The organism is Variovorax sp. MPBD4-3, from assembly GCF_058809745.1.
In genome coordinates, this window is the sequence record NZ_JBXASW010000032.1 from 36,113 (window position 1) to 51,919 (window position 15,807).

The window sequence follows — 15,807 nt, forward strand, 5'->3', positions numbered from 1 at the left end:
GGCAATGAGCGACCAGGCTTTCATCCTCCACGCGCTGAACGACGGCATCGCCACGCTCACGCTGAACCTGCCGGCCAAGCTGAACCCGATCGCGCGCGAGCTGCAGGTCGAGCTGCGCGACGCGCTGGAGCGCATCCGCGACGACCGCGCGGTGCGCGCCGTGATCCTCACCGGCGCCGGCAAGGCTTTCTGCGTGGGCGCGGACCTGAGCGCGATGGCGCCCGGCGAAACCGGCAAGTCGCTCGGCACGCAAACCGCCGAGTGGATGCAGGAACTCAGCAATCCGCTGATCGAGACGCTGCGCACCCTGCCGGTGCCGGTGGTGGCCGCAGTGAACGGCCCGGCGGCCGGCGCGGGCGTGGGCCTGGCGCTCGCGGCCGACGTGACCATCGCGGCGCGCAGCGCCTACTTCTACCTGCCCTTCCTGCCCAAGCTCGGCATCGTGCCCGACCTCGGTTGCACCTGGGCCATTCCGCGCCGCGCCGGACGGGCGCGCGCCATGGGCATGGCGCTGCTCGACGAGCGCGTGGAGGCGGAGCGCGCGGTGCAGTGGGGCCTGATCTGGTCCTGCGTGGACGACGCGCAGCTGATGGAAGAAGCCACCGGCGTCGCGCAGCGCCTCGCCCGGCTGCCGGCGCATGCGGTGGTCGAGGCGCGCGAGGCTTTCGACGCCGCGGAGCGCCACTCGCTGGGGGAACAGCTGCACTACGAGAGCGAACGCCAGCGCGATCTGATCGACCGGCCCAGCTTCCGCGAAGGCGTGAGCGCGTTCCTGCAGAAGCGCCCGCCGGTCTTCGAGAGCCGCTGACATTCCGACACCGGCGCCCGCTGGCGCCGGCCCGGGGGCTGCGTGACAATGCCGCGCATGCCCATCCCCAATGCCTTCTACGCCCAATCAGGCGGCGTCACCTCGGTCATCAATGCGTCGGCCTGCGGCGTGATCGAGACGGCGCGCCGGCACCCGGAACGCATCGGCAAGCTCTACGCCGGGCGCAACGGCATCATCGGCGCGCTGACCGAGGACCTGATCGACACCGGCGCCGAACCGGCCGAAGCCATCGCGGCGCTGCGCACCACGCCTTCCGGCGCCTTCGGCTCGTGCCGCTACAAGCTCAAGTCGCTGGAGAAGAACCGGCGCGAGTACGAGCGGCTGATCGAGGTGTTCAAGGCGCACGGCATCGGCTACTTCTTCTACAACGGCGGCGGCGATTCGGCCGACACCTGCTTCAAGGTGAGCCAGCTGTCGCAGTCGATGGGCTATGCGCTGCAGGCCATCCACGTGCCCAAGACCATCGACAACGACCTGCCGCTGACCGACTGCTGCCCGGGCTTCGGCTCGGTCGCGAAATACGTGGCGGTGTCGACCATCGAGGCCTCGTTCGACGTGCGCTCGATGGCGGCGACATCGACCAAGGTATTCGTGCTCGAAGTGATGGGGCGGCACGCGGGATGGATCGCCGCGGCCGGCGGGCTCGCCGCGGACCAGGGCATTCCGGTGGTGGTGCTGTTCCCGGAGATCGAGTTCGACAAGGTGCGCTTCCTGGCGCGTGTCGACGAACTGGTGAAGCAGCACGGCTATTGCTCGGTGGTGGTGTCCGAGGGCTGCCACCACCCCGACGGCACCTTCCTCGCCGAACAGGGCACGCGCGATGCCTTCGGCCATGCGCAGCTCGGCGGCGCGGCGCCGGTGGTGGCGCAGATGGTCAAGGACGCGCTGGGCCACAAGTTCCACTGGGCCGTGGCCGACTACCTGCAGCGCGCGGCGCGCCACATCGCCTCGGCCACCGACGTGAAGCAGGCCTACGAACTGGGCCAGCGCGCGGTGGAGCTTGCGCTGGAAGGCCGCAACGCGGTGATGCCGACCATCGAGCGCATGTCCGACGTGCCGTACACCTACCGCATCGGCAGCGCACCGCTGGAGGCGGTGGCGAATGTCGAGAAGCCGATGCCGCGCGACTTCATCTCGGACGACGGCTACGGCATCACCGAGAAGTGCCGCCGCTACCTGCTGCCGCTGATCGAGGGCGAGGACTACCCCGCCTACAGCGGCGGCCTGCCGGTGTACACCACGCTGCGCAACCTGGCCGTGCCGAAGAAGCTGCCGGCCTTCGAGATCGCATGATGGCAACCGGCACGGCGGTCATCGACGCCACGCGCTGCCCGCTGTGCGGCGGGCCGAACCGCTGCGCGATGGAGATCGAACGCGAGACCGGCCAGGCGCAGCCGCCCTGCTGGTGCATGCAGGTCGACTTCAGCAATGCGCCGCTGACCAACCTGCCGGAAGAAATGCGCGGGCTGGCGTGCATCTGCATGCGCTGCGCGACGGGCGCCGCGCCGCAGCGTCAGGACTGAGCGGCGTCCTGGGACTGCGACTGGGCCTGCGTCTGTGATTGCGTCTGGGACTGCACAGCCTCCGGCGCGGCCACCTCGCCCGACATCACCATCGACGGCGTATCGCCCTGCCGCTGCTGCGTGATCACCTGGTGGATGAACTGCAGCTTGCCCACGGCCGTGCGCGGCAGCACGAAGGGGTAGTAGTCGGGCTGGCCCATGCTGCGCGACAGCTCGTTGAGCACGTTGGTGAGCAGCACCCAGCCGTTGATGAAGTCGAGGAACTGGCCGGCATCGGGGTGGTCCGGCTGCCACAGGTCGTCGAGGGTGAACAGGTCGTTCGTGAGCTCGACGTTGGCCGCATCCACGCCGAAGCTCATCGCGGTGTCCGCCGTGTCGGCCATGTGCAGGTAGTGCGCCCAGGTCTCGGCCCAGTCTTCCCACGGGTGCGTGCTGGCGTAGCTGCTGACGTAGCGGTCGGTCCAGTCGGGCGGCGGGCCCTGTTCGTAGTGGGTCTGGAGCGCGGCCGCGTAGTCGGCGCGCTCGTCGCCGAAGAGCGCGCGGAAGTCGTCGATCCACGGCGTGGGCTGCACCAGCAGGTCCCAGTAGTAGTGGCCGATCTCGTGGCGGAAATGGCCGAGCAGCGTGCGGTAGGGCTCGCGCATCTCGGCGCGGATGCGCTCGCGCACGGCGTCCTCGGCCTCTTCGGCGTTGAGGGTGATCACGCCGTTGTCGTGGCCGGTCATGACGTGCGGGCCGCCCGGCACGTTGCTCAGGAAGTCGAAGGTCATGCCGTGCACCGGATCGACGTGGCGGCTCACCACGGGCAGGCCGAGCGCGAGCAGCTGCGAAATGAGCCGGCGCTTGGCGGTTTCCAGCTTGCGCCAGAGCTCGCCGTTGCTCTCCACCGACAGGTCGGGAATGGTGCGGGTGACGCTGCACGCCAGGCAGTAGCCCGGCGCCAGGCCGTGCGGGTCGGCGGGCGGCTGCTCGCCTTCGCGCGCGGCCGGCACCATCCAGCTGCAGGCGGCGGGCGTCATGAGGTTGGCGCAGCGGTGGTAGGTGGGGCCGTGCGGGTCGCCGAACACGGTGAAGGTGTCGGGCTGCGCGCCTTCGCCTTGCGCCGGCGCGAGCGGCACGACGCCGAGGCGGTCGACCACGTAGCCCAGCGGCGTGTGGCAGGCCAGGCATTCGCTGTTGCGCAGGAACACGGGGCGCCCGCACTGGCAGCGGTAGGCCCGGCTCACGGTGGGCGCGGCGAGTTCGGTGGCGAGCGTGGACGCGCCTTCGGGTTCGGCGGCGGCCGGGGCGCCGCCTTGCGGATCTTGGGCTTCGGTCAGGGAATCCATGTGGTTGTCTTGATCTTCTGGAAGACGTCTTCTGGAAGACGCGGAGGGGACAGCCGGGCCATTGTGCGACCCGCGGGCACGGCCCTCATCGCGCAAACACCGATATGCTTGTAGGACGACGGACCCCGAGACATTCCGCCGCCCCATGACCTCCCCACAGACACCCGAAGAAGCCGCGAGCACGCCGGCCCCGCCCTCCATCGGCACGCTGCGCCAGCGCTATGGCGAACGCTATCGCTGGTACCTCCTGCTGTCGGTCATGGTGGGGACGATGGCGTCGATCATGTCCTCGACCATCGTCAACGTGGCCATTCCGGGCATGAGCCATCACTTTTCGCTCGGGCAGGAGCGCGCGCAGTGGGTGAGCTCGGGCTTCATGGTGGCGATGACGGTCTCGATGCTCACCACGCCGTGGCTGCTGTCGCGCTACGGCTACCGGCGCACCTATGTCGGCACGATGGTGCTGCTCCTGCTGGGCGGCATCGTGGGCGGGGTGGCCAACGACTTCTCGCTGGTGCTGTTCGCGCGCGTGGCCGAAGGGCTGGCGGCGGGGGTGGTGCAGCCGATTCCGGCCATCATCATCCTGCGCGCCTTCGAGCCGCACGAGCAGGGGCGCGCGAGCGGCATCTTCGGCATGGGCGTGGTGCTGGCGCCGGCCATCGGGCCGAGCATCGGCGGTGTGCTGGTCGACCTGTTCGGCTGGCGCTCGATCTTCTTCATGGTGGTGCCGTTCTGCCTGGCCTCGCTCTGGCTGGCCTACAAGTTCGTGCCGACCACGGCGCCCGGCGGCGTGGCGGCGGTGCGCGGCGGCGGGCTCGACGGGCGCGGGCTGGCGCTGGGCACCATCGGCACGCTGTGCCTGCTCAACGGGCTGGTGGCGCTGCGCGGCGATTCGCCCCTGCAGGCAGGGCTGCTGCTGGCCGGCGCGCTGGCGGCGTTCGGCGCCTTCGTGTGGTGGCAGCGGCGGCTGGCGGCTTCGGGCGGCACACCGCTGATGAACCTGGCGCTGTTCCAGTACCGGCAGTTCGCGATGGGCAGCGTGGTGGCGTTCATCTACGGCACGGCGCTGTTCGGCTCGACCTACCTGCTGCCGGTTTACATGCAGGTCGGGCTGCACCTGTCGGCCTCGCACGTGGGCACCATCCTGCTGCCGGCGGGCATCGTGCTGGCGCTGACCATCGCCGGCGTGGGCCGGCTGGCCGACAGGCATCCGACCTGGGTGCTGGTGACCATCGGGCTGGCGCTGCTGGCCGCGTCGTTCGCGCTGATGATGGTGCTGCGGCTGGACAGCGCGCTGTGGCTGCTGGTGGCGTTCGCGATCATCGGGCGCATCGGGCTGGGTTTCATCCTGCCCTCGCTCAACCTGGGCTCGATGCGGCCGCTGGCCAAGCCGCTGATTCCGCAGGGCGCCAGCGCCATCAACTTCGTGCGCATGCTGGGCGGCGCGGCCGGCGTGAGCCTGTGCGCCATCGTGCTCGAGTGGCGGCTGGCGGCGCACGGCGATTCGCTCGCCAACCCGATGAGCAGCCCGGCGCGGCTGGCGGCCTTCGACGAGGTGTTCGCGATGCTCGCGGGGCTGTGCGCGCTGGCGATCTGCGCGGCTTGGCAGCTGCGGCAGGGGCCGGCGGAGACTGTGCGCAAGCCTGGGTAAACCCCGGCGGCGGAAGACGGGGCTTTCGATTTCAATTGTTATCAGTTGTATCGAACTCGCCAGCGAGCCCCATTTCCCATGCATCGCAGAAATTTCATTGCCGCTTCGGCGGCGGCCGTCGCCGTGCCCGCGCTCGGGCTCATGTCTTCCGCCCAGGCCGCCGAAAGCGGCGCGGCGGACACCGAAATCGTGCTCGGCCTCACCGGCATCCTGAGCGGGCCGCTCGGGGCGCCGATCAAGGTCGTGGTGGCCGGCGCGGGGCTGGCTTTCGACGCGGTGAATGCGCAGGGCGGCCTGTCGGGCCGCAAGATCCGGCTGGTGTCGCTCGACGACGAACTGGTGCCCGAGAAGGCGGTGGCCAACTACGAGAAGCTGCTCGCCGAGCACCGCGCCTTCGCCTTCTTCGGCTGCGTGGGCTCGGGCACCACCGCGGCGGCGGCCAAGGTGCTGAACCAGAGCGGCGCGCCGATGGTCGGCGGGTATGCGGTGTCGGATTCGGCGCGCGAGAAGGTGGCGGGCTCCGGCTACTTCGTGCGCGCCACCTTCGCGCGCGAGGCGCAGGCGCTGGTGCAGCACCTGACGACCATCGGAGTCTCGCGGATCGCGGTGGCCTACCTCGACAACCCCGGCGGCGCCGAAGTGGCCAGGCTGGTCGAGGCCGCGCTCGCCACGCTGCAGCTCAAGCCCGTGGCCGCCGTGCCGGTGAAGGGCGACGGCTCGGCCAACGAGGCCTCGGGCAAGGCGCTGGCGGACAGCAAGGCGCAGGCGGTCATCATGTACCTGGGCGGCGGCATCGGCGGCGAGGTGATGAAGAGCGCCTGGGCCGCGGGCGGGCGCCAGATGTTCTATGGCATGTCGATCGTGCCGGGCGACGTCACGGCGCGGCTGGTGGGCGACAAGACCAGCGGGCTGGCCATCTCGCAGATCGTGCCCTACCCGTGGAGCGAGGTGGACACCGGCGCAAGAGAGTATCGGCAGCTGGCCGAGCGCGCCAAGGTCGACGTGGGCTATCTGAGCTACGAAGGCTACGTGAACGCGCTGGTGATGATCGAGGCGCTGCGCCGCACCGGGCGCGACCTGACGCGCGCCAGGCTGCATGCCACGCTCAAGGCGATGAAGCTGCGGGTGAACAACATGGAGATCGATTTCACCGGCGCCAGCAACACCGGCTCGCGCTTCATCGAGATGGTGCGGGTGACGAAGGAAGGCAAGTTCCTGCGCTAGCGGACGCCCGGCCGCGCGAATCGCGGTCTAATTGCGGGCATGTGTCAATTGCTAGGGATGAACTGCAACACGCCGACCGACGTGACCTTCAGCTTCACGGGGTTCGCGCAGCGCGGCGGCCGCACCGATCACCATGCCGACGGCTGGGGCATCGCGTTCTTCGAGGACCGCGGGCTGCGCCACTTCGTGGACCACCAGCCGGCGTGCGAATCGCCGGTGGCCGAGCTGATCCGGCGCTATCCCATCCAGAGCCGCAACGTCATCGCGCACATCCGCAAGGCGACGCAGGGCGAGGTCAACCTGCAGAACTGCCACCCGTTCGTGCGCGAGCTGTGGGGGCGCTACTGGGTGTTCGCCCATAACGGCGACCTGAAGGAATTCCGCCCGCGCCTGCACGGCAACTTCCACCCGGTGGGCAATACCGACAGCGAGCATGCCTTCTGCTGGATCATGCAGGAGCTGGCCAAGTCGCACGCGGGAGTGCCGAGCATCGAGGAGCTGACGCTCACGCTGCGCGAACTGGCGCCGCAACTGGCGAGCCACGGCACCTTCAACTTCATGCTGTCCAACGGGCAGGCGCTGTGGGCCCACGCGTCGACCAACCTCTGGTACGTGGAGCGGCAGCATCCGTTCGTCACCGCGCAGCTCTCCGACGAAGACCTGGCGATCGACTTCGCGCAGCACACCACCCCCAGCGACTGCGTGGCGGTGGTGGTGACGGCGCCGCTCACGACCAACGAAACCTGGACGCAGTTCGCGCCCGGCGAGCTTCATGTGTTCGTGGATGGACGGCTTTCGGGGTACTGAGCCGAGGTTGCAACCTTTCTACTGACACATTTTCGCAACAGTGCAATAAAGTATCAGCGGACGGACGAAAGTGCGAGAACAATAACTGTTCTCATTTGCATCTTTCGAACCGTCCATGCCCGCATCTCATTTCCATCTTCGGCCTGTCGTGGCCGCAACGCTGCTCGCGCTCCATGCCGTGGCGGCACTGGCCCAGAACAACGCGGCCGAACCCGCCGCCGCAACGGCGTCGAGCGGCACGCTGGCCACGGTGAACGTGGAAGCCAGCGCCGACGCATCGGCCGAGGGCCTGGCCAAGCCCTATGCCGGCGGCCAGGTGGCACGCGGCGGGCGCGTCGGCATCCTGGGCACCCAGGACATGATGAGCACGCCCTTCTCCAGCACCAACTACACCAACGAGCTGATCCAGGACCAGCAGGCCAAGAGCGTGGCCGACGTGCTGCTGAACGACCCGTCGGTGCGCCAGGCGCGCGGCTTCGGCAACTTCCAGGAGCTGTACGTGGTGCGCGGCTTCCCCGTGTACTCGGACGACGTGTCGTACAACGGCCTCTACGGCATGCTGCCGCGCCAGTACATCGCCTCCGAATTCTTCGAGCGCGTGGAAGTGTTCCGCGGCGCCAACACCTTCCTGAACGGCGCTGCCCCCGGCGGCAGCGGCATCGGCGGCGCGATCAACCTGCTGCCCAAGCGCGCGCCCAACGAAGCGCTCACGCGTGTCGGCTTCGGCGTGCAGAGCGGCGGCCAGGGCTTCGTCAATCTCGACCTGGCCCGCCGCTTCGGTCCCGACGACAGCCTGGGCGTGCGCGTGAACGCGGTGCGCCGTGAAGGCGGCACCGGCGTGAACAAGGAAAGCCAGCAGCTCAGCGCCTTCGGCGTCGGCCTCGACTGGCACAACCGCAACGTGCGCCTGTCGGCCGACTTCGGCTACCAGGACTACGACCTGAAAGACGGCCGCCCGAGCCTGACGCCCTCGTCCACGCTGCCGATCCCGCGAGCGCCCGACGCCCGCACCAACTTCGCCCAGCCCTGGACGTATTCGAAGGAAAAGGACAAGTTCGCCACCTTCCGCGGCGAAGTCGACATCACCGACAACATCACCGCCTGGGCCGCCGGCGGCGTGCGTCGCAGCAGCGAAGACAACGTGCTGTCGAACCCGACGCTCACCGACGCCTTCGGCAACACCAGCAACACGCGCTTCAGCAACACCCGCGAAGACCGCATCGGCACCGGCGAAATCGGCGTGCGCGGCAACTTCACCACCGGCCCGGTGAAGCACACGCTGGTGGCCTCGGCCGCCAAGTACAGCAACGACCGCGACAACGCGTACACCACCTCGTCGCCTCGCGCCCCATTGCTTAACAATATCTATGCGCCTTACGCATCTCCTTATCCCGTCCTGAACAATGTCACAGCCAACACGCTCGACGACCCGCGCCTGACCGACCGCATCGAAACATCGAGCGTGGCCGTCGCCGACACCATGGCGTTCATGGACGACCGCCTGCTCGTCACCCTCGGCGCGCGCCGCCAGACCATCAAGCAGACCAGCTACGCCTACAACACGCTCAAGCAGACCAGCGACTACGACAAGAGCAAGACCACCCCGGTGGCCGGCGTCGTGTTCAAGATCACGCCGACCGTCTCGGCCTACGCCAACTACATCGAAGGCCTGGTCAAGGGCAACGTGGCGGGCACCACGGTGAACAACCGCCCCGTCACCAATGCCGGCGAAATCTTCGCGCCCTACCAGGCCAAGCAGAAGGAAGTCGGCGTCAAGTACGACGGCGGCACGCTCGGCGCCAGTGCCGCGTTCTTCACCACCGACCAGCCGACGTACTACTACTCGGGCCAGACCTACGGCCTGTACGGCAAGCAGCGCAACCAGGGCCTGGAGTTCTCTGTGTTCGGCCAGCCGACCAAGGGCCTGCGCCTGCTCGGCGGCCTGACGCTGCTCGACGCCAAGCAGAAGAACACCCAAGGCGGCGCCACCGACGGCCTCACCGCCATCGGCGTGGCCAAGCAGCAAGCCAACCTGGGCGCCGAATGGGACGTGCCGGGCCTGCGCAACCTGTCGCTGAACGCCCGCGTGCTCTACACCTCGAAGCAATACGCCAACGCCGCCAACACCCAGTCGGTGCCGTCGTGGACGCGCTTCGACATCGGCGCGCGCTACCTGGTCGACCTGGGCAACGGCCGTGCGCTCACGCTGCGTGCGCGCATCGACAACCTGTTCAACAAGTCGTACTGGGCCTCGGTGGGCGGCACGCAGGGCAGCAACTACCTGGTGCTGGGCGCGCCGCGCACCTTCTCGCTGAGCGGCACCATCGACTTCTGACGCTGGAGCTCAGCGGCCCTGCGGCTGCAGGGTCGCTTCCAGCGCATCGATGAACATGGCCGGCACGTCGAAGCCGGTCTGCTCGGTGATTTCCTGGAAGCAGGTCGGGCTGGTCACGTTGATTTCGGTGACCGAGTCGCCGATCACGTCGAGCCCGATCAGCAGCAGCCCGCGCGGCGCGAGCACACGGCCGATGGTTTCCGCGATCTCGCGGTTGCGCGCGGTCAGCGGCTGCGCCACGCCCTTGCCACCGGCAGCGAGGTTGCCGCGCACCTCGGTGCCTTGCGGAATGCGCGCCAGCACGAAGGGCGCCGGCTCGCCCGCGATGATCAGGATGCGCTTGTCGCCCTGGACGACTTCGGGCACGAAGCGCTGCACCATGATGGTCTCGGCGCCGTCCTTGTTGAGCGTCTCGACGATGGAGCCGAGGTTCAGCGCGTCCTGCTTCACGCGGAAGATGCCCATGCCGCCCATGCCGTCGAGCGGCTTCAGGATGATGTCGCCGTGCTCCGCATGGAAGTCGCGCACCGCCTGCGCGCTGCGCGTGACCAGCGTTGGCGTGACGAACTGCGGAAACTCCATGATCGCGAGCTTCTCGGGGTGGTCTCGCAGCGCGCGCGGCGAGTTGACCACCCGGCCGCCCTCGCGCTCGGCCTGCTCCAGCAGGTGCGTCGCGTAGATGTACTCGGCGTCGAAGGGCGGGTCCTTGCGCATCAGCACCGCGTCGAAGTCCTTCAGCGCCTTCGACTCGGTGATGTCGACGCGGTACCAGTCCTTCGCGTCGCCCGTCAGCGTGATCTGCTGCACCGTGGCGGTGACGAAACCGCCCGACTTCCACTGGATGTCCTGCGGCAGGCAGGCCGCGATGCGGTGGCCGCGGCGCTGGGCCTCGCGCATCATCGAGAAGGTGGTGTCCTTGTAGATCTTGAAATGATCGAGCGGGTCGGCGACGAAGAGGATGTTTTTCATCAGGCGTTCTTTCTTGCGGTGCCACGAACGGCGGGCGCCGCCGGGTATCGGGGCGCGATGTTGCCGGAAGCGGCGATGTCCTTGCCGGCCGGGGCTTTTTCTCCATGCGCGCGGCCGGTCTGGAGCAATCGCATCGCGCGATTGTGCCGGGAGCCGTCAGCGCCAGATTGTCAACAATCTGATCGACACAATGTCAACCATCGGGCACGGGACTTGCACGAACCCGCTTGCGACATCCCGCCGTGCACCGCCATGGCCCAGCAAGATTGGAGAACCCCGTGGAAGCATCCGTTTCGCAGCAGAGCCATCCCGCGCTCGACCCCGCCGCCGTGGTGGACGAGTTCCTTCGCCTGGTGATGATTCCCGACCCGCAGTCGGCCTCCCGCTTCACCGCACCGGACATCCGCATCCGCTTCACCGGCAACCGGCCGATGCAGGCACCCGGCGACACCTCGGCCTTCAATGCGAAGCGCTATGCCTGGGTCAAGAAGAAGATCGAGCGCACCGAGACGGTGGCCGGCGGCACGCCCGAGGAAACGGTGGTCTACAGCCTCGGCACGCTCTACGGCGCATGGCCCGACGGCACGGCCTTCGAAGGCAATCGATACGTCGACCGCTACGTGGTGCGCCACGGCCTGATCGTGCAGATGGACGTGTGGAACGACAGCGCCGAATGGCTGCTGGTGCGCGCCGGCCTCGCCGTGCTGTGACGAGGCCGCCGGCATGACGACGCGCTGGCCCGACCGGCTCCCCACGCACGACCGCTTCGACTACCTGCCCATCACGCGGCGGCCCGGCTACGTGTGGCCGAACGGCGCGCGGCTGGCGGTGTACATCGGCTTCAATGTCGAGCACTTCGCCTTCGGCGACGGGCTGGGCGCATGCATCGGCCCCGCCTCGCCGCAGCCCGACGTGCTCAACCACGGCTGGCGCGAATACGGCAACCGCGTCGGCGCCTGGCGCTGCCTCGAGCTGTTCGACGCGCTCGCGCTGCCCACAGGCGCGCTCGTCAACACCGCGCTGTACGACCACTGCCCCGAACTGGTCCAGGCGCTGGTGGCGCGCGGCGACGAACTGATCGGCCACGGCCACAGCAACGCCGAACGCCAGGGCGTGCTCGACGAGGCGCACGAACGCGCGCTGCTGCAGCGCTGCCGCGAACGCATGCTGCGCGAGAGCGGGCAGGCGCCGGCCGGGTGGCTCTCGCCATGGATCTCGGAAAGCGCCGTGACGCCCGACCTGCTGGCCGAGACCGGCTACCGCTACACGCTCAATTGGTGCCACGACGACCAGCCGCTGCGCATGCGCACGCGCGGTGGAGAAGGCTCGCTGTGGTCGGTGCCGTACCCGCAGGAGCTCAACGACATCCCGATGATCGTCGGCCGCCTGATGGACGCGAAGGACTTCAGCGCGATGGTGATCGACAACTTCGAGGAAATGCTCGAACAGTCGCGCACGCAGCCGCTGGTGATGGGCCTGGCGCTGCACCCCTACATCGTGGGGCAGCCCTACCGGCTGCGGCATCTGCGCACCGCGCTCGCGCATCTGGCGCGTGCGCGCGACCGGGGCGGCATCTGGTTCACCACGCCGGGCGCGATCGCCTCGCACGTGGAACAGATTGCGAAGGAACGGCCGGGGGAGTTCGCCTGAGGCGCTCCGCCCAGGCCTCAGATCTCGATCTTCGAGCCCAGCTCCACCACCGCGTTGTTCGGCAGCCCCAGGAACGCCGCCGCCCCGCTCGCGTTGTGGTGCATCTGCGCGAACAGCTTCTCGCGCCACGGCGCCATGCCGCTGCCGAGCGTGGGAATCACCACGTCGCGCGACAGGAAGTAGCTGGTCGTCATCGCCTCCAGCTGGCAGCCGCGCATGCGCGCGTTCTCTAGCGCACGCGGCAGGTCGATGTCGTTCTTGAAACCGTAGTGCACGATGATCTGCCAGCAGTGGTGGCCCAGCGGCTCGATCTCGATGCGCTTGTCCATGGGGATCCAGGGCACCTCGTGGTTGCGCACCGTGACGAACATGTTCTGCTCGTGCAGCACCTTGTTGTGCTTGAGGTTGTGCAGCAGCGCATTGGGCACCACGCCCGGCTCGGCCGTGAGGAACACCGCCGTGCCGTCCACGCGCACCGGCGGGCTCACGAACACCGAGTCGAGGAAGGACTTCAGGTCGATGGCGTCGGCATGCTGCGCCTCGCCCATGAGGCGGCGGCCTTCCTTCCAGGTGATCATCAGCGTGAAGACGAAGCCGCCGATCATCAGCGGGAACCAGCCGCCCTCGAACAGCTTGAGCAGGTTCGAGGCGAAGAACATGAAGTCGACGAAGAAGAACACCGCCGTCGAGCCGATGCACAGCAGCAGCGGCAGCTTCCACGCATAGCGGATCACGAAGAAGGTCAGCACCGTGGTGATCAGCATGTCGGTGGTCACGGCAATGCCGTAGGCCGCGGCCAGGCTGCTCGACGAGCGGAACATGACCACCGCCAGCACGATGGCCACGAACAGGCCCCAGTTGACCAGCGGAATGTAGATCTGCCCGGCCGTGCGCACGCTGGTGTGCTCGATGTTCAGGCGCGGCAGGTAGCCCAGCTGGATGACCTGGCGCGTGACGCTGAAGGCACCGGTGATGAGCGCCTGCGACGCGATCACCGTGGCCAGCGTGGCCAGCAGCACCAGCGGAATGAGCGCCCATTCGGGTGCCATCATGAAGAACGGGTTCTTCACCGCCTCGGGGTTCTCCAGCAGCAGCGCGCCCTGGCCGAAGTAGTTGAGCGTGAGCGCCGGCATCACCACCGAGAACCACGCGATGCGGATCGGGCTCTTGCCGAAGTGGCCCAGGTCGGCATAGAGCGCCTCGGCACCGGTCACGCACAGCACGGTGGCGCCCAGCAGGATGAAGCTGGTGCCGGGGTTGTCCCAGATGAACTTGAGCGCGTAGAACGGGTTCAGCGCCTTCAGGATTTCAGGGTGGTGCACGATCTGCGACACACCCAGCACCGCGATCGACAGGAACCACACCAGCGTGACCGGCCCGAAGAACTTGCCGATGCCCGCCGTGCCGCGCTTCTGCACCACGAACAGGCAGAACAGCACGACCAGCGTCAGCGGAATGACGTAGTGCGTGAAGTGCGGCGACACCACTTCCAGGCCTTCCACGGCCGACAGCACGGAGATGGCCGGCGTGATGACCCCGTCGCCATAGAACAGCGATGTGCCGAAGATGCCCACCACCAGCAGCAGCTGGCGCAGCCTGGGCTTGTCCGCCACCGCGCGCGAGGCCAGCGCGAGCATCGCGACCAGCCCGCCCTCGCCTTCGTTGTCGGCGCGCAGCACCAGCACCACGTACTTGATGGAGACGATGACGGTGAGCGTCCAGAAGAACATCGACAGGATGCCGTAGACGTTCTCGACCGTGAACGGCACGTGGCCGTGGCCGAAGACTTCCTTGACGGCATACAGGACGCTGGTGCCGATGTCGCCGTAGACGACGCCGATGGCGCCGACGATCAGGCCGGCGGAGATGGTTTTGGGGGCTGACACGAAGTCGATGGGAAAAGGGCTGGCTGTATCAATCGACGTGTCAGACACGCGGGGGAGCGATGGCGGCGGATTCCGCGCCATGCATCCCCTCCGCCCTTTGGGTTCCGTTGATGTGGGGCCGCTATTTTGCCGCCGCCCGCCGCCGCCGCAAGCCGGCCCCCGCAATCATTCGTAGATTTCGGCGTCCGGGTTGGTGGCTTCCATCTCGTAGCTGGCGGCCACCATGGCCAGCCGGCCGACCACGCCGTACATGTAGAAGCGGTTCGGCGCACTGGCGCCGGGCTTGGCGCCGGGCTGCGGCAGGTGTGCGCTCTCGGAGAAGGCCAGCGGCACGAAGCTCGCGCCCGGCAGCTTGAGGTTCTCGTCGGGCGCCTGCTCGGCATGCACGCGGTAGAAGCCCCCGACCACGTAGCGGTCCATCATGTAGACGACCGGTTCGGCCACGCCGTTGTGCACGCGCTCGTTGGTGAGCACGCCTTCCTGGACGATCAGCTCGGTGGGTTCGCGCAGCTCGCGCAACTCGCGTGCTTCCCGGCTGTTGGCGGCCTTGGCGGCCGACGCGCCGCGCGGCTTGCCGATCAGCGCCTCGACGTCTTTCACGTCGCGCACCGTCACCACGCCCGGGCTGCCGCTGTCGCTGTGGCCGCCCTTGACGACCACGAACGGCTTCTCGTTGATGCCGTACTCCTTGTATTTGCGGCGCACCTTGGTCAGCACCGCGTCCACGTGGCTGGTCAGCACGTCGATGCCGCGGCCCTCGGCCACGTCGACGCCCTCGGCGCGCGCGTAGATCGGGTTGATGAGCCACGGGTCGATGCCCAGCAGCTTGCCGAAGCGCTTGGAAAGCTCTTCGTAGCTGTGCAGGTGATTGCTCTTGCGGCGAACCGACCAGCCCGCGTGCAGCGGCGGCAGCAGGTATTGCTCGTGCAGATCCTCGAGGATGCCGGGCGTTCCCGCAGAAAGCTCGTTGTTGAGCAGAATTGTGCAGGGATCGAAGTTCTTCAGCCCCAGGCGGCGCTTGGTGCGCACCACCGGCTCCAGCGTGACGACGTCGCCGCCGGGCAATTCGATCTTCTTGGGCGACTTGATGGCCGGGTCGATCGACCCTACGCGCACGTTGAGCCCCGCCATGTGGAAGATGCGCACCAGTTGCGCGACGTTGGCAAGATAAAACGTGTTCTTCGAGTGATTTTCCGGAATGACGAGCAGGTTGCGCGCCTCCGGACAGATCTTCTCGATGGCTGCCTGCGCCGCCTGCACGGCCAGCGGCAGCATTTCCTTGGTCAGGTTGTTCCAGCCGCCGGGGAACAGGTTGGTGTCGACCGGGGCGAGCTTGAAGCCGGCGTTGCGGATGTCCACGGCGCTGTAGAACGGCGGCGTGTGTTCCATCCATTCGAGCCTGAACCAGCGCTCGATGGCGGGCATCGAGTCGAGCACCCGCTGCTCCAGTTCGTTGATCGGGCCGGTCAGGGCGGTGACGAGATGCGGAACCATGCGGCGGCCTTGTTGGTTTTGTGCTTAAAGGTAGAGCGGAATTGTAGGATTTGGGGATGGCCGCCCCAATGACAAGACGGGAGTAAGCGGACTTGCCTCAGCCGATCCGCT

General features: G+C 67.9%; 14 protein-coding genes. 9 read left to right on the plus strand and 5 right to left on the minus strand.

Annotated elements, in window-relative coordinates:
* Positions 1-4: 4 nt before the first annotated feature.
* The 3 genes from AC1RVW_RS18630 to AC1RVW_RS18640 are packed head-to-tail and all read left to right on the plus strand — an operon-like array spanning position 5 to position 2,352.
* Positions 5-808 carry an enoyl-CoA hydratase-related protein gene (locus AC1RVW_RS18630; RefSeq protein WP_493201676.1) on the plus strand — a complete coding sequence of 268 codons (804 nt, stop codon included), beginning with the start codon at positions 5-7 and terminating at the stop codon, positions 806-808.
* A 57-nt stretch (positions 809-865) separates the two neighbouring features.
* On the plus strand, positions 866-2,122 hold the full coding sequence (locus AC1RVW_RS18635; protein WP_493201678.1) for a 6-phosphofructokinase: 1,257 nt from the start codon (positions 866-868) through the stop codon (positions 2,120-2,122).
* A complete protein-coding gene (locus AC1RVW_RS18640; protein WP_493201679.1) occupies positions 2,122-2,352 on the plus strand; it encodes a cysteine-rich CWC family protein in 231 nt (76 codons plus the stop codon). The genes AC1RVW_RS18635 and AC1RVW_RS18640 overlap by 1 nt, the downstream gene beginning before the upstream one ends.
* On the opposite strand, the gene AC1RVW_RS18645 is transcribed toward AC1RVW_RS18640, so the two are convergent.
* Positions 2,343-3,680 carry a zinc-binding metallopeptidase family protein gene (locus AC1RVW_RS18645; protein ID WP_493201680.1) on the minus strand — a complete coding sequence of 446 codons (1,338 nt, stop codon included), beginning with the start codon at positions 3,678-3,680 and terminating at the stop codon, positions 2,343-2,345. The genes AC1RVW_RS18640 and AC1RVW_RS18645 overlap by 10 nt on opposite strands.
* 145 nt (positions 3,681-3,825) lie before the next feature.
* On the opposite strand from AC1RVW_RS18645, the gene AC1RVW_RS18650 reads away from it, so the two are divergent.
* From AC1RVW_RS18650 to AC1RVW_RS18665, 4 genes are all read left to right on the plus strand, one after another.
* Positions 3,826-5,331: an MFS transporter gene (locus AC1RVW_RS18650; protein WP_081270078.1), complete on the plus strand. Its 1,506-nt coding sequence runs from the start codon at positions 3,826-3,828 to the stop codon at positions 5,329-5,331.
* Between the two features lie 78 nt (positions 5,332-5,409).
* Positions 5,410-6,555, plus strand: a complete 1,146-nt coding sequence (locus AC1RVW_RS18655) for an ABC transporter substrate-binding protein (RefSeq protein WP_493201681.1) — start codon at positions 5,410-5,412, stop codon at positions 6,553-6,555.
* Positions 6,556-6,594: 39 nt separating this feature from the next.
* The gene (locus AC1RVW_RS18660; protein ID WP_493201683.1) at positions 6,595-7,362 is read left to right on the plus strand and encodes a class II glutamine amidotransferase; all 768 of its coding nucleotides are present in this window, start codon (positions 6,595-6,597) and stop codon (positions 7,360-7,362) included.
* 115 nt (positions 7,363-7,477) lie between these two features.
* The gene (locus AC1RVW_RS18665) at positions 7,478-9,697 is read left to right on the plus strand and encodes a TonB-dependent receptor (protein ID WP_493201685.1); all 2,220 of its coding nucleotides are present in this window, start codon (positions 7,478-7,480) and stop codon (positions 9,695-9,697) included.
* Between the two features lie 9 nt (positions 9,698-9,706).
* On the opposite strand, the gene gshB is transcribed toward AC1RVW_RS18665, so the two are convergent.
* Both gshB and AC1RVW_RS18675 read right to left on the minus strand, forming a co-directional pair.
* Positions 9,707-10,666 carry a glutathione synthase gene (gshB, locus tag AC1RVW_RS18670; RefSeq protein WP_081270082.1) on the minus strand — a complete coding sequence of 320 codons (960 nt, stop codon included), beginning with the start codon at positions 10,664-10,666 and terminating at the stop codon, positions 9,707-9,709.
* On the minus strand, positions 10,666-10,800 hold the full coding sequence (locus AC1RVW_RS18675; RefSeq protein WP_301335862.1) for a hypothetical protein: 135 nt from the start codon (positions 10,798-10,800) through the stop codon (positions 10,666-10,668). The genes gshB and AC1RVW_RS18675 overlap by 1 nt, the downstream gene beginning before the upstream one ends.
* A 144-nt stretch (positions 10,801-10,944) precedes the next feature.
* On the opposite strand from AC1RVW_RS18675, the gene AC1RVW_RS18680 reads away from it, so the two are divergent.
* Both AC1RVW_RS18680 and AC1RVW_RS18685 read left to right on the plus strand, forming a co-directional pair.
* Positions 10,945-11,376 (plus strand): hypothetical protein, encoded by a 432-nt coding sequence (locus tag AC1RVW_RS18680; RefSeq protein ID WP_081270099.1) that lies wholly within the window; start codon positions 10,945-10,947, stop codon positions 11,374-11,376.
* A gap of 13 nt (positions 11,377-11,389) precedes the next feature.
* A complete protein-coding gene (locus AC1RVW_RS18685) occupies positions 11,390-12,316 on the plus strand; it encodes a polysaccharide deacetylase family protein (RefSeq protein WP_493201688.1) in 927 nt (308 codons plus the stop codon).
* Between the two features lie 17 nt (positions 12,317-12,333).
* Here the strand turns inward: AC1RVW_RS18685 and AC1RVW_RS18690 are convergent, their stop codons facing one another.
* Complete coding sequence (locus tag AC1RVW_RS18690; RefSeq protein WP_493201690.1) at positions 12,334-14,202, minus strand: potassium transporter Kup; 1,869 nt, start codon at positions 14,200-14,202, stop codon at positions 12,334-12,336.
* A gap of 165 nt (positions 14,203-14,367) precedes the next feature.
* Positions 14,368-15,696 (minus strand): glutamate--cysteine ligase, encoded by a 1,329-nt coding sequence (gene gshA, locus AC1RVW_RS18695; protein WP_106935969.1) that lies wholly within the window; start codon positions 15,694-15,696, stop codon positions 14,368-14,370.
* Positions 15,697-15,807 lie beyond the last annotated feature (111 nt).